Genomic DNA, 14,103 nt, shown 5'->3' with positions numbered 1-14,103 from the left:
ACATGTCATTCCATTAAGTAACAGCCATCATTTTTACATGCCGGAGTTAAAGGTAAATTTGAATGAACATATATCTAATCATTCGATATTGTATGGAACCCTTCAGAAGAATCTATTTTCCGGCTATCAACCTTATTGGGCCGGGAGCAGTCAAAGAGATTGCAGTAGAAATAAAGAAACTAGAACTTAAGAAGCTACTGGTAGTAACAGATAAGATGTTACAGGCTATCGGCGTCGTCAAGAAGGTAACAGATGTACTGGACGCTGCTTACATAACTTATGTTGTGTTTGATGATGTCAAGCCAAATCCGACTACACAAAACGTTTATAAGGGACTTGACTTGTATAAGTCATCTGGCTGCGACGGTATACTATCTATTGGTGGAGGATCTCCTCAGGATGCGGCCAAGGCTATCGGTATCCTGCAGACAAACGGCGGAAAAGTTCCCGATTACGAAGGAATTGGTAAATCGCAAAAGAAGTCGGTACCTATCCTGGCAGTAAATACTACAGCTGGCACTGCATCAGAAGTTACCATTAACTATGTGATAACCGATGAGGAGAGGAAGATCAAGATGGTCATTGTAGACCCCAATTCCCTGGCGAGCGTTGCCGTCAATGATCCTGAGCTTATGGTAGATAAGCCGGCAGGTCTGACCGCTGCTACAGGTATGGATGCTCTCACTCATGCTATCGAATCCTATATAACAAAGGGCGCATTCAGACTGTCAGACACGCTGTCTCTTGAAGCTATACGCTTGATTGGAGAAAGCCTCGAAGACGCTGTTAAAGATGGAAAAAACCTTGAAGCGCGCTCTAAGATGGCATGGGCATCTTATATCGCAGGATTGTCGTTTTCCAATGCCGGTCTTGGAATTGTCCATTCCATGGCCCACCAACTTGGCTCAGAATATGACCTTCCTCACGGCGTAGCAAATGCACTTCTACTTCCTTACGTGGAAGAATTTAATTCCGTCGTCTGCGAAGAGAAATTTAAAAATATTGCCCAGGCGCTGGGAAGAAACGTTGAAGGCCTTACGGTTAGTGAAGCTAAAAATGAAGCCATCAAGGCGTTGAAAGAGATGGCAGTTAAGCTTAACATCCCATTACTAAAGGATACTGCTTTTAATCCTGATGATGTGGAAAGACTTTCCGTCCAGGCATTTGCCGATGTGTGTACAGGCGGCAATCCAAGGGACGTCACTGTAGCCGATATTCAGGCTATCTATTTGAAGGCTTTCCGGGGTTAATTGAAGTTTGCCCGCCTTTGATCCCCGGAATTTGGTGTTGTGTGGTCCTGCAGTACATTGCAGGACCTTTTTTTATAATTTACTAAACAAGTTTTACGGAAGTTCCTCTGTAAATACCTCTGCGATGACATTCCATTTATGAGAAGGCTGAACCTCCCAAACACGAATGTAATTGTACTTCTTTGCAAGTATCGTCGCGTTACCATATGTATACGCAATCTCGCCGCTTAAAGATCGGTCTGCCTTAACCGGATAGGTAAGGGCTTTATAACCCTTTGTCTTCCAGAATGCCATGATCGTTTTCTTATCTGTCATGGGCTCATAGCCAGGGAATAACAGCCAAGTGTCATCCGTTAAAAACTCAGTCTGTGCTATGCGGTTATCTGCTTTCATTATTGTAGACATCAACTTGTCAGAGCTAAGTACAATATCTTCTCTTTGTTGAAGGCGTTTATCCGACTTCTGATGTATATAATCTTTATCAGTCGGTGTCGAGAAAGAATTCTTGAGTTTCTTTGTCGGCTTTTTATGTGCTACCCCTGCATCCATAGCCAGCCGCCAGATTCCCCGCTTATTCTTCTTCCACACAGACAGGTAGGTGCCATAGAATGATTGAGACGCTGATGGACTTTGCTTGAAAACATAGGGTCCCGCTGTGAAGCCCCAATCGTCACTTTTGGATATTTTTGCCAATACGGGCTGAAGTTTCAGATAGCCGATACTGTCTGGTTGTTCCTTGTAGAATTTTTTCGCCGGAACAGGCCCCGGTCTGAATGCAATTGTATAGTCGTCAGACACTGTCAAAAAGGCTTTCTTGAGGCCTTTTTCTTCAACCTTTAAATTAAAATAGTTCTCCGCCGCTATTAACTGGTCTACTCCCTCAGGAGTTTGCGAAAACGCAGGCGATAGCAAGGTGATGAAGCAAATTATGAATAATGTGAATTTCATTAAATTTTGATGTTTTGATTTATTGGGATACCACCATAGTGCCCCTGCATAAAAGGGCTTCTGTTGTTATAACTTACTCCAGGATGTGCCTTCCTTGTTGTCCTTTAATTGGATACCCAGTTCAAGCAGGCCATTTCTTATTCTGTCTGACGTTGCATAGTCTTTCGAAGCTCTTGCCTGAAGGCGTAAATTGATCACGAAGTCGATAAGCGGTCCAATTTCGTCTGTCTGCGCAGTTTCCGCCTTCAGACCAAGTACACCATATATGAAATCATTTACCAGCGAATTCAAGGCATCCAGGTCAGATTGGGTGATGCCCCCCTTTCCGTCATGTACGCTGTTAATGATTCTTGCTGCTTCAAATAGCTCTGCGATTGCGACAGGACTGTTGAAATCATCATTCATAGCGTCGTAGCAGCGCTGAGCGATCTGCTGGATGTCGAAGTCAGACTTATCTGAAACCTTTAGCTTCGGCAGCAGGGCACAGGCATTCATCAACCGCTTAAAACCTTTATCCGATGCTTCCAATGCCTCATTGGAAAAGTCGAGCGTACTGCGGTAATGAGCCTGGAGCATAAAAAACCTTACGGTCATCGGAGAAAACCCTCTTGTTAATAAAGGGTGGTTTCCGGTAAACAGTTCATGAGGCAAAAAGCCGTTTCCTGCCGACTTAGACATACGCGTGCCGTTAACCGTCAGCATATTGGTATGCAGCCAGTACTTAGCGGGCTCTTTATGGTTGCATGCCTTAGACTGTGCAATCTCATTAGTATGGTGCGTTGCAGCCAGATCCATTCCTCCGCCGTGAATATCGAAGGAATCACCAAGGTATTTACTGCTCATGGCAGAACATTCGATGTGCCATCCGGGAAATCCCCATCCCCAGGGTGACGGCCAGCGCATAATATGTTCAGGTTTCGCTTTGATCCATAACGCGAAATCGAGTCTTCCCTTCTTCTCGTCCTGACCTCCAAGATCACGGCTGTTCGCAATGAGTTCGTCGATGTTCCGGTTGGTCAGTATCGTATAATTGTGCTCTTTACTATATTTTTCCACGTCGAAATATACAGTGCCATTTACCTCGTATGCGAAGTCGTTGGCAAGGATCTCCTTTACCATTTCAATCTGTTCAGCGATATGACCTGTTGCCGTGGGCTCAATATTCGGCGGTAGGGTATTGAATACCCTCATTACGTCATGAAATCCGATGGTATAACGTTGGACGATTTCCATAGGCTCAATCTGCTCGAGGCGGGCCTTCTTCGAAAACTTGTCGTCCCCTTCGTCACGGTCCCCTTCAAGATGCCCTGCATCCGTTATATTTCTGACATAACGAACCTTATATTTCAGGTGTGTCAGGTACCTGTATATTAAATCGAAAGATACAAACGTCCGGCAATTCCCTAGATGAACGTCGCTGTACACAGTAGGTCCACAAACATACATTCCCACGAACGGGGGATTTAAAGGCTCAAAAGGCTCTTTTTTTCTTGATAACGTATTATAAACAACCAGGTTGTTAGTCATTGTGCAAACTTAATAAATTGTATATTTATGGAGTCCGGAATTCCAAATCGCTTCTGACAGGATAATGATCCGAAAGTTTTTTATTGACGGTAAGGTAGCTTTTTACTTCGAAGTCTTTAGAAGCTAAAATGTAGTCGATCTGGAAGTTTGGAAATTCACCATTATACGTAATCCCAAAGCCACTTCCTTTCTCGCGGAATGCGTTCCTCATGCCCGAAGATAGTTTATTTACCGCAAAGGACGCAGGCGTGTCATTAAAGTCCCCAGCTATGATCACCGGACCCGAATAAGATTTAATATGGTCCGAAAGGTAGTTAACCTGCTCACTTCTTTTGATAAAGGCACGTTTAAGCCGGCTACCAATGCGTCTAGAAGATTCTACATCGGTATTGATTTCTTCTTTAATAGTTTTAATATATTTATAGTCTTCCGGCTTGAAATTTATCGATTGTAAATGCACGTTATAAATCCTGAATTTCTTTTTGTCGAATTCAAAGTCGGCATATATCGCTTCATTACTTCCGGATGAATTCGGGAAAACCACTGATCCGGTGTCTGTAAATGGAATTTTCGAGAATATAACCATGCCTTTCAGTTCCCAGGGATTTCCAAAGTCCTCACGCACATGGTAGTGCTCTGCAGACATAATCTCCGCAATCATTTTTTTAACATTGGATTCGCCGCGCCGTTTGGAATAGTATTCCTGCATACAAAGAATGTCAGGCTGCTCATTCCTGATTATTGCCAGCATCTGATCCCTGACGGGCTTATCCGCCTTGCTGCCAAATGCTTTAAACTCATGAACGTTCCAGGTCATTACCCTAATCATATCGTGTGAAGACTTCGGTACGTCTATAGCTTGCGACTCACGGAAGCCAATCGTCAGCGCCAGAAATTTCCAACCTACCAGTATAGTCGCCAAAGAAATGAGTGCGAAGACAGGTCGGCTAAGAATCCAGAAGACGATGAACAGCACATGTATAAAAAGAAGAAATGGGTACGCGAGGCCAAAGAATGCCATCGGCCAGACATGCGTTGGATTCACAACCGAAGAGAGATAGCTCAGGAGCATAAGGACCACAAATGCCATGTTGATGAACAGCATTGACCTTCTACCAAATCCCAGGCCTTTCCTCCTTTTTTTACGCCTCATTCCTTATTACTCGCTTTGAATAATTCTTCCTTCTCTTTGCGGCTCAGGCTGTCGTACCCCGATCTGGATATTTTATCGAGTATACTGTCAATCACTTCCTGGTCAGGAAGACCGGCAGGAACCTTATGGCCGTAGTTGGTAGCAGCAACCTTTAATTTTTTCTTCTTGGCGAAGATCTTACTCCAGTCGTTTCCGTTCTGGAGTTGCTTAATAAAGATAAATCCCATCAGCGCGCCGCCCAGGTGTGCAATACTGCCTCCTGCATTTAGTTCAGCAATACCAATAATGTCGATGACGATAAAGGCTATAACCAGGAACTTCAGCTTTACATTGCCAAATAAAAGTAGCCTGATGCTATAATCTGGCAGCAGCGTAGCAGTAGCCACAACGACAGCCATCACGCTTGCAGAAGCGCCAATCAGGGTTGCCACCGGAAGAATATCTGAAAAGGCAGGGAAGATATTATAAAAGGCGATAAAAAGGACAGCGCCTGCCAGCCCGCCGCTTAAATAAGTAAATGTAAGCTGTCTGGCGCTTAGAAAATCTTCGAAGATCTGGCCGAACCAGTACAGCCATAGCATGTTAAATATAAAATGGAAAAATCCCGAATGACCGAACATATAAGTCAGTGGCGTCCAGAACTTGTACAGAAGCTCCGGGAGATACGCAGGCATAGAGATATATTCTTTTATAAGATTTGCTGTTGCCGTGTTGCGGGTAAATAACCATTCAGCAACAGAAATGAATCCAACTACGACAAAGATTGCGGTGTTGATTCCTATAAATAAGTTCATGCGGCTTCCTGATTGAGCCACCTTATACCAAAGTTCGCTGACAGCCGATCTTTTCATATAAAACCTCCGGGACGGTGAATCCTCCAATATTTTATTAAGATAAAACCAAATAATGCTCCGCCCAGGTGTGCAAAATGTGCGACAGAGTCACCCGAAAATTGCCCTACACCCAGGAATAATTCTATAACGACATAAACGGGAATAATATACTTAGCTTTTACCGGAACGGGAATAAATAATAAAAATAATTCAGCATTCGGAAACAGCAGTCCGAATGCGACCAGCAAACCGAAGATGGCTCCCGAAGCACCCACCATTGGTGTTAAGTATATCGACGCGACTTTATTCAAATCCTCCTGACTTTGAAACGGAAAAGACCGGATGTCAACGGTAATGCTGCCCACAACCGAATGAACCTCAATAGCCTGAACGATCATCTGCAGTGCAAGAGCACCCAGCCCGGTTATAAGATAGAAATTCAAAAAACGCTTTGAGCCCATAATATACTCTAAAGCAGATCCGAAGCTGTATAAAGCAAACATATTAAACAAGATATGCGCAAAAGACTGGTCACTATGCATGAACATGTAGGTCACAGGCTGCCAGATTCTGAATAGTTCAGAGTCAAAGTAAAAGACACCAAATAGCGGAATAAGCTGCGACTGCCCATTCTTCATAAACAGCATGGTAGCCAGATAGAAGATAGCATTAATGATCAGCAGGTTCTTAACGACCGGTGAAATATTGGAAAAAGGTGACTGTCTGTAACTGTTCATTCGTTTCCTTGAAGTAAGGTTCTATTTTTCAAATTTCTGTAAAAGCTCCTCAATGGAGTATTTAATGATAACCGGCTTACCCGTCAGAGAAGAGTTAGGTCTCTCACAAGCAAACAGTTGATCGATCAGGTTGTTCATTTCTTCCTGAGATAACCTGGTGCCTGCCTTCAAGGCTGCGTTCCGTGCGAGTGTTCGCGCCAGATTATCCCGTTTATCCAAGCGCAGCAAGGTTAAATTGTTTTTAAATCCTTCAATTAGATGTTCAAGCATCTCCACCTCGCTCACATTTGCACTGATATCTGCAGGAATGCCTTCTACAATAACGGTGTTCTTCCCAAACTCCCTGATCTGGAAGCCCAGAGACTGTATGTCGGGGAGGAGCTCTTTTACCAGTTCAAAGTCCGCCGCGTTAAGCGTGACCGTTTGTGGGAACAAACTTTGCTGACTGGCACCCTGACGGTTCTCAAGCTGCTGCAAAAAACGCTCATAGAGGATGCGCTCATGCGCAGCCTGCTGATCAATCAGCATGAAACCCGACTTGATCGGCGAAATAATCAATCTGCTGTGAAGCTGGAAGAAATGACGGCCTTCCTTTTTTATCTGTGCAGCCTCAGCATCTTCAATTTCGAGAATTGTTTGTTGCTGTCTGTCCCTGGCTTCGTCAACAATCTCATAAAGAGATCCCCAGTTTTTGCTCACCTCACCCTGATCTTCGCCGAGATTGCGGGAGTATGAAGTAGATCTTCCACTTTTTTTGTCAGCCTGGAAAGGGTTGAAATCCGGGTTGAAAGTGATCTGTGGTGGCACGATCTCCTCTGGAGCCTTTTGGGTGATCATGTGGCTGAAGCCGGTCTCCTGATCAAAGTCGAGCGTCGGAGTGATGTTGTATTGTCCCAGCGAGCGCTTAACTGCAGACCTGATGATGGCATACAAGGCCTTTTCGTCCTGATACTTTATCTCCGTCTTCGTCGGATGTACATTAATATCAATCTTCGCCGGGTCGATGTCAATAAACAGGACGTAAAGCGGAAAGCTGTCTTCAGGCAGTAATTCCTCATAAGCTGTAACCACGGCATGATTCAGGTAGGGGTCCTTTATAAAGCGCTTGTTTACAAAAAAGAACTGCTCTCCTCTCGTTTTGCGGGCAAACTCCGGCTTCCCAATAAAGCCCTTAACCGCGATGATGCTGGTATCTTCTTCAATAGGAACAAGCTTTTGGTTGTAGGCATTCCCAAACAAATGAACAATTCGCTGCTTCAGGCTAGCCTTAGGCAGATGGAACATTTCGTTACCATCATGATGAAGCGTGAAATGTATTTCGGGATGAGCCAGTGCGATGCGCTGAAATTCATCTATTATATGGCGCAGTTCCACAGGGTTCCCCTTCAGGAAATTGCGTCTGGCCGGTGTATTAAAGAAAAGATTCTTTATGCTGATGCTCGTGCCCGCACTGCAAGATACAGGTTCCTGTTTCACAATCTCCGATCCCTCGATACAGATATGAGTTCCCAGTTCGTCCTCATGACGGCGTGTCTTCATTTCTACCTGCGCGATCGCTGCAATAGAAGCCATGGCCTCCCCTCGGAAACCCATAGTCCGGATGGCGAAGAGGTCCCCTGCCTTCCGGATCTTGGACGTCGCGTGACGCTCAAAACACATCCGGGCATCCGTAATACTCATACCGCATCCATCATCAATAACCTGAATGAGGGATTTACCTGCATCCTTGATGATTAACTGGATTTTTCCGGCACCCGCATCTATTGAATTTTCAACCAGTTCCTTGACTGCCGAAGATGGTCTCTGTACTACCTCGCCCGCGGCTATTTGATTGGCAACGGAATCTGGTAAAAGCTGTATAATATCAGACATAATTTCTAATGGCAAAAATAATCAAAATAAACCAGCATCATCCTGCTCATCTTCGTATCCTTCATTTTACAAAATATGTAAGTAATATTTGTATTGTTCATTTTTTTTTCAGACTTTCATGTTTACAAACTCTTAATCAACAACTAATATTTAGTTAACCACTCAGCTTTAAAATTCATTAAAATGGCTTGCCTCGTAAGCCGGCCAGAAGCCGAGCTGTCTTTGAGATGGGAAAAACACTCAAACTAACCAGGCCCGGGGATCCCCCGGGCTTTCTTGTTTTAAGACAATTATTTCTTAAAAATTCGTTTAAGTCATAATCTATCAAGTTTTATATGTTTAAGTACTGTTTATACTCCTCAATATCCATCCTTTCCCTGTTTATCACGCTCAGCTCATTTGCGTCATCTTGTCATAATCCATCCCTGACCTGGTTGGAACAAATGAAAGCAAGTCGTCAATCAACGGTGTTATTAAACAACGATTCTTCACTTGTCCCGGTGATTGATCTGGACAATAAACGCTTTGCGAGTGTGAATATTGGATCTGTAAACGCAACGACTTTCGACAGCATTGCCAATAAATACACAGCAGTCGACCGCTTTTCTGCAGAAGCGTACAACTCCCACGCTGATCTGAATCTGCTGGGTGCTGATCTGAAACTCTATCATTCAGTTATCGTGCAGGTCGGCCAGGAAGCCATTTATAAAGAGAGCACCAGGAGGTTCCTCCAGGATATGGAACGCAGCAAGCAGCTTATCGTGGTCCTTTACGGTCCCGCTAATATTCTGGCCCGGCTCGACAGTCTGGAATCTCCCGTCATCTGGTCGGCATCAGATTCCCCCTCTTCCGCCAGCCTTACGGCCCAGCTTATATTCGGCGGAGCGGCGGCGGGCTCAAAATTACCGGTAACGGTCTCACCAAAATTTAAGGCTGGAGACGGCTTTCATACCGCATCGATCAGACTTTCTTACACCGTACCCGAAGAGCTCGGAATAAATTCCGGCGATCTGGAAAAGCCGATAGACAATATTGTCAGATCGGCAATTGCTCAGCGTGTCACCCCAGGCGCTGTGGTGATGGTAGTGAAAGATGGCCGGGTAATATTCGACAAGGCTTACGGGTCTCATACATACGAAAAGACAAGGGAAACACGCATTGATGATATTTTTGACCTGGCTTCAGTCACCAAGATAGCAGCAACAACCATTGCTTCCATGCGGCTTTATGAGCAAAATAAGCTGAGTCTTGATTCTACTATGGGCTATTACGTGCCCTTATCAAGAGAAACTAACAAAAGGTCCATTCCCGTTCGCGACCTGATGCTGCACCAGGCTGGCCTGGTATCGTACATTCCTTTTCACAGTTCACTGAAGCCTGGAGAGTATAGCCGCGACTCTTCCGATGTGTTTCCGGTTAAGGTAGCCGACAACTATTACATAAGACGCAATTTCTACAATGACGTTATGCTGCCAAGAATGCTCAACAGCGGACTGCGTCCCGCAGGCAAATACGTCTATAGCGATTTGAGTATGTATTTCATGAAGGAAGTCATTGAACAGCAGACCTCCGAGCCCATGGATCAGTATGTACAAAACGAATTTTATAAACCACTTGGTATGAAATATGCCGGTTTCACTCCCCGCATGCGCTTCAGTAAGTCCGAGATTGTACCCACAGAGAATGATACGTACTTCAGAAAAACCCTTATTGAGGGATATGTGCATGACCAGGGAGCGGCACTTGCAGGCGGAGTTGCCGGACATGCAGGACTATTCTCTTCAGCAAACGACCTGGCAATCCTGTTCCAAATGATGCTGAACGGTGGAATCTATGGGGGGAAGCAGTACTTTCAGCCATCAACAATAGACATGTTCACCAGCCGGCAGAGCGATATCAGCAGGAGGGGGCTTGGATTCGACCGGTGGGACCCTGACCCGGCTAACAGATACCCGTCAGAACTCGCATCTCCACAGACCTATGGGCATACCGGCTTTACCGGCACATGTGTTTGGGTGGATCCCAAAAGTAAACTCATCTATATATTTTTGTCAAACCGGTTATATCAGCAACCCGCTAACAAGCTGAGCAGTCTTCGGGTAAGACCCAAAATCCAGGACGCTATCTATAAGGCAATTAATAAAGCCGTTTTATAGTCCGCGAGCTATTTAATTTACCCGAACCAAACAATATCTTCATCTTTTTCCTTTTATTTTGCGAAATGAAAATTGGAATCGTATGCTATCCGACATTTGGCGGAAGCGGAGTAGTGGCCACTGAGCTGGGCAAGGCATTGGCAGATAACGGACATCAGGTCCATTTTATCACCTACAGTCAGCCAGCCAGACTAGACTTCTTCTCGGAGAATTTGTTTTACCATGAAGTGTCTGTTTCTCAGTATCCATTATTTGATTATCCGCCGTACGAACTGGTTCTGGCCAGCAAACTGGTAGATGTGGTGCGGTTCGAAAAACTCGATCTGCTGCATGTGCATTACGCCATTCCTCACGCCTCTGCAGCGTTTATGGCCAAGCAGATCCTGGCTACATACGGAATAAATATACCTGTGGTAACCACTTTGCACGGGACAGATATTACGCTGGTAGGGAAGGACGTCACATTCAAACCCGTTGTTACATTTTCTATTAACAAATCTGACGGCGTAACAGCTGTATCAGAGCACCTCCGAAAAGATACCTACGATCATTTTGAAATCACTAATGATATCAAAGTGATTCCCAATTTCATTGATCTCACCCGTTTCAGTCAAAAGCGAAAGGACCATTTCAAGAAGGCAATAGCGCCAAACAATGAATTGATAATGGTTCATACATCTAACTTTCGAAAAGTGAAGCGAGCAAAGGATGTTGTTCGGGTGTTCCATAAAGTGCTCGAAACCATTCCTTCCAAGCTGCTGATGGTAGGGGATGGACCTGACCGCGCAAATTGCGAGAGGCTGTGCCGGGAACTCGGCATCTGCGACAATGTCAGATACCTTGGAAAGCAAGAAGCAGTGGAAGAAATCCTTTCCGTTGCAGATCTTTTCCTGATGCCTTCCGAATCAGAAAGCTTTGGACTAGCTGCACTGGAAGCTATGGCCTGTCAGGTACCTGTTATTTCCTCAAACGCGGGGGGCTTGCCAGAACTGAATGTACAGGGTGTTACCGGTTTTATGAGCGATGTCGGAGACGTGGAAGATATGGCACGAAATGCCATTTATATTCTCGAAGACAGAGAGCGCCTGGCAGAGTTTAAAGCGAATGCGCTGGCCAGGGCTAAAGAATTTGACCTGAGTTTTATCCTTCCGATCTATGAGGATTATTACAGACAGGTGTTGGAAAAAAGCCCGGTGACCAAATAAGGGCACCGTAAACTTTTTATTTTCCGGTTAGCTTTAAACAAACGGGCATACCTACGTCGATTCGTTCACCGGTATCCGTTAGCAAGCCACTCTGCTGGTCTCTCCTGAATATCACCACCTGGTCGCTGTCCTGATTAGCGGCCAGTAGATAATTGCCTGCCTGATCAATGACAAAGTTCCTTGGCGTTTTACCAAGCGTTGACTGCCGGCCTGCAAGCCTGAGCTTCCCTGTACCCTGGTCAATAGCAAATACGACTATCTCATTTGCGTCGCCCCGGTTAGAGGCATATACAAACTTTCCGTCCGGCGACACATGGATGTCCGCTGCCCCCGTCTTTCCTTTAAATTCCGGCGCAAGCATGGAAATAGTCTGAACGGTATTCATCGTGCCGTTCTTATAAGAATAGACAATAACATCCCCCGTCATTTCCATCAGTGCATACACAAAACGGCTGTTGGGGTGGAAGTCCAGGTGCCTTGGTCCGCTCCCGGGCGCCGCAGTAGCAAAAGGAGGATCAGCCGGGCTTAATGGCTTCTTAATATTCCTGTCGTCGAAAGCATAGCTTGAAATTTTATCAGTACCCAGGTCGCTGACCAGGAGAAACTTTTGGTCTGGTGAAAGGATGGTCGAATGCACGTGCGGAGACTCCTGACGGGATTTGTCGGCACTGCTGCCTGTATGCTGAATTACCTGTGCCGCCTCGGCCAGTGATCCGTCTTTCTGCACAGGATATACAACCAGGTTACCGGAGCCGTAATTTGCTGAAAACACAAATTTCCTGCTATTATCTATGTCAATATAGCAAGCTGCGCTACCATGTGTTGGCTGGCTGTTCAGAAGCTGCAGGGCTCCGCTGACAGGATTAAAAGAAAACGCGCTTACGCCGCCTTCTTTGTTTTCATTCGCCGCGTAAACAAATTTTCCATCCTTGCTGATGTCCAGATAAGATGGATTAGTAACCCCGGTCGCCTTGTTCTTATAAGTTGCTTTGCCCGTTTGGCTATCAAACTCATAAACATAGATGCCTTCGCTCTTTCCGTTTTTCGTATAGGTACCGATAACGAGATTTCGCTTTTGTGCGTACGTGCTTCCAACAGTAATAGATGCCATAAGCAGAATGAAGATGTTTCTTTTCATTTATAAGGGTTATACACTAAGATAAACACTTTATACCCCCTATAAAAAACAAAACCCCGAAATGTTCCGGGGTTTTGTTTTTTTTATTTTATCAGATGTTTAAGCTGGATGATTTCTTTCTCTTCCAGATATCTCCATCGGCCTCTTGGTAGGTCTTTCTTCGTAAGGTTTGCATATACAACCCTGTCTAGTTTCACCACCTCGTAACCAAGATGTTCGAATATTCTTCTTACAATACGGTTTTTACCGCTATGAATCTGAACGCCGACCTCTTTCTTGCTTCCTCCCGCTACGTAACTTATTTCGTCAACCTTGATCAGGCCATCTTCCAGTTCCAGACCGAAAGCGATTTTATTCAGATCTCCCTGACTTAAGCTCTTATTAAGCTCTACCTGGTAGATCTTGGTAATATTGTTACGTGGATGAGAAAGCTTGTCAGCAAGGTCACCATCATTCGTCATCAATAGCAGACCTGTCGTATTCCTATCCAATCTTCCGATAGGGTAGATACGCTCCTTTGAAGCTTTTTCGACCAGTTGCATAACCGTTCTGCGTTCCTGTGGATCCTCAGTGGTGGTGATGTAATCCTTGGGCTTGTTCAAAAGCACATAGGTCATCTTTTCACGCTTCAGAGTCTCCCCATTGTAACGAATGACGTCTTTCATCGGGTTGACCTTATGGCCAAGCTCTGTGATGCTCTCACCGTTTACACTGATAACGCCTGCTTCAATCAGCTCATCTGCTTTTCTTCGCGAGCATATCCCGGCATTTGCAATGTATCTGTTCAAACGGATCAGGTCTGAATTCGCTGAAGGTGCTGTCGTTTTCTTACGGAGTCGCAGATTAGGTTTGCCTACATGCTCCTCTGAAGTCCAGTTACGGTTCTCACCTGTATCTGTACGGCGGTCTGCAGGCCGTCTGTCGCCACTTCTTCTCTCATCAGCACGAAAAGGCTTCTTCTCGTACGGACGGTCCGACTGTGGCCTGTCAGATGGTCTTCCCGGCTTTCTGTCATCGCCGTATGGACGTCTCTCTCTCTTGTCTTCTCCGAAAGGCTTTCTATCACTGCCGAACGGTTTTCTTTCAAAAGGACGGTCGCTTTGCGGTCTGCTTCCTGCTGTTCCTGCTCTTCTATCATCGCCTGATGGTCTTCTTTCAAACGATTTCTTTTCGCCTCCTCTTCTATCCTCGCCGAGGGGTCTTCTTTCGAAAGGCTTTTTTTCATACGGACGGTCACCCTGCGGGCGCCCTCCTGAAAATCCTTCTCTCTTATCGCCACCAAAT

At 45.3% G+C, this 14,103-nt stretch carries 11 protein-coding genes; 3 read left to right on the top strand and 8 right to left on the bottom strand.

Going from position 1 to position 14,103, the window contains the following annotated elements; all coding sequences use genetic code 11:
* Nucleotides 1–62 precede the first annotated feature (62 nt).
* Nucleotides 63–1,250: an iron-containing alcohol dehydrogenase gene (locus ACKI5J_RS03000; protein WP_407426365.1), complete on the top strand. Its 1,188-nt coding sequence runs from the start codon at nt 63–65 to the stop codon at nt 1,248–1,250.
* A gap of 93 nt (nt 1,251–1,343) precedes the next feature.
* Here ACKI5J_RS03000 and ACKI5J_RS02995 read toward each other — a convergent pair whose 3' ends face one another.
* From ACKI5J_RS02995 to mutL, 6 genes are all read right to left on the bottom strand, one after another.
* Nucleotides 1,344–2,198, bottom strand: coding sequence for a hypothetical protein (locus tag ACKI5J_RS02995; RefSeq protein ID WP_407426363.1), 855 nt, complete (start codon nt 2,196–2,198; stop codon nt 1,344–1,346).
* 66 nt (nt 2,199–2,264) lie between these two features.
* Nucleotides 2,265–3,725 (bottom strand): cysteine--tRNA ligase, encoded by a 1,461-nt coding sequence (gene cysS / locus ACKI5J_RS02990; RefSeq protein ID WP_407426361.1) that lies wholly within the window; start codon nt 3,723–3,725, stop codon nt 2,265–2,267.
* Between the two features lie 25 nt (nt 3,726–3,750).
* The gene (locus ACKI5J_RS02985) at nt 3,751–4,878 is read right to left on the bottom strand and encodes an endonuclease/exonuclease/phosphatase family protein (RefSeq protein ID WP_407426359.1); all 1,128 of its coding nucleotides are present in this window, start codon (nt 4,876–4,878) and stop codon (nt 3,751–3,753) included.
* Nucleotides 4,875–5,672 carry a rhomboid family intramembrane serine protease gene (locus ACKI5J_RS02980; RefSeq protein ID WP_407426357.1) on the bottom strand — a complete coding sequence of 266 codons (798 nt, stop codon included), beginning with the start codon at nt 5,670–5,672 and terminating at the stop codon, nt 4,875–4,877. The genes ACKI5J_RS02985 and ACKI5J_RS02980 overlap by 4 nt, the downstream gene beginning before the upstream one ends.
* Before the next feature lie 53 nt (nt 5,673–5,725).
* Nucleotides 5,726–6,448 carry a rhomboid family intramembrane serine protease gene (locus ACKI5J_RS02975; protein ID WP_407426355.1) on the bottom strand — a complete coding sequence of 241 codons (723 nt, stop codon included), beginning with the start codon at nt 6,446–6,448 and terminating at the stop codon, nt 5,726–5,728.
* Between the two features lie 21 nt (nt 6,449–6,469).
* The gene (gene mutL / locus ACKI5J_RS02970; protein WP_407426353.1) at nt 6,470–8,320 is read right to left on the bottom strand and encodes a DNA mismatch repair endonuclease MutL; all 1,851 of its coding nucleotides are present in this window, start codon (nt 8,318–8,320) and stop codon (nt 6,470–6,472) included.
* A 335-nt stretch (nt 8,321–8,655) separates the two neighbouring features.
* On the opposite strand from mutL, the gene ACKI5J_RS02965 reads away from it, so the two are divergent.
* Together ACKI5J_RS02965 and bshA are read left to right on the top strand one after the other, a co-directional pair.
* Nucleotides 8,656–10,476: a serine hydrolase domain-containing protein gene (locus ACKI5J_RS02965; RefSeq protein WP_407426351.1), complete on the top strand. Its 1,821-nt coding sequence runs from the start codon at nt 8,656–8,658 to the stop codon at nt 10,474–10,476.
* A 65-nt stretch (nt 10,477–10,541) separates the two neighbouring features.
* Nucleotides 10,542–11,681: an N-acetyl-alpha-D-glucosaminyl L-malate synthase BshA gene (gene bshA, locus ACKI5J_RS02960; protein ID WP_407426349.1), complete on the top strand. Its 1,140-nt coding sequence runs from the start codon at nt 10,542–10,544 to the stop codon at nt 11,679–11,681.
* Between the two features lie 16 nt (nt 11,682–11,697).
* On the opposite strand, the gene ACKI5J_RS02955 is transcribed toward bshA, so the two are convergent.
* Nucleotides 11,698–12,819 carry a lactonase family protein gene (locus ACKI5J_RS02955; protein ID WP_407426347.1) on the bottom strand — a complete coding sequence of 374 codons (1,122 nt, stop codon included), beginning with the start codon at nt 12,817–12,819 and terminating at the stop codon, nt 11,698–11,700.
* Between the two features lie 83 nt (nt 12,820–12,902).
* The coding region (locus ACKI5J_RS02950; protein WP_407426345.1) for a pseudouridine synthase at nt 12,903–14,103 on the bottom strand (1,201 nt) is incomplete at its 5' end.

This window comes from Arcticibacter sp. (genome assembly GCF_045629565.1).
Lineage (GTDB): Bacteria > Bacteroidota > Bacteroidia > Sphingobacteriales > Sphingobacteriaceae > Arcticibacter.
Note: the sequence above shows the minus strand (reverse complement) of the source record. Positions and strands in the feature narration are given on the sequence as shown.

Coding starts and splice junctions, on each gene's coding strand:
- ACKI5J_RS02995 (WP_407426363.1), bottom strand. CDS start 2,198: ATGAAATTCACATTATTCATAATTTGCTTCATCACCTTGCTATCGCCT.
- ACKI5J_RS02985 (WP_407426359.1), bottom strand. CDS start 4,878: ATGAGGCGTAAAAAAAGGAGGAAAGGCCTGGGATTTGGTAGAAGGTCA.
- bshA (WP_407426349.1), top strand. CDS start 10,542: ATGAAAATTGGAATCGTATGCTATCCGACATTTGGCGGAAGCGGAGTA.
- ACKI5J_RS02955 (WP_407426347.1), bottom strand. CDS start 12,819: ATGAAAAGAAACATCTTCATTCTGCTTATGGCATCTATTACTGTTGGA.
- mutL (WP_407426353.1), bottom strand. CDS start 8,320: ATGTCTGATATTATACAGCTTTTACCAGATTCCGTTGCCAATCAAATA.
- ACKI5J_RS03000 (WP_407426365.1), top strand. CDS start 63: ATGAACATATATCTAATCATTCGATATTGTATGGAACCCTTCAGAAGA.
- ACKI5J_RS02980 (WP_407426357.1), bottom strand. CDS start 5,672: ATGAACTTATTTATAGGAATCAACACCGCAATCTTTGTCGTAGTTGGA.
- ACKI5J_RS02965 (WP_407426351.1), top strand. CDS start 8,656: ATGTTTAAGTACTGTTTATACTCCTCAATATCCATCCTTTCCCTGTTT.
- ACKI5J_RS02975 (WP_407426355.1), bottom strand. CDS start 6,448: ATGAACAGTTACAGACAGTCACCTTTTTCCAATATTTCACCGGTCGTT.
- cysS (WP_407426361.1), bottom strand. CDS start 3,725: ATGACTAACAACCTGGTTGTTTATAATACGTTATCAAGAAAAAAAGAG.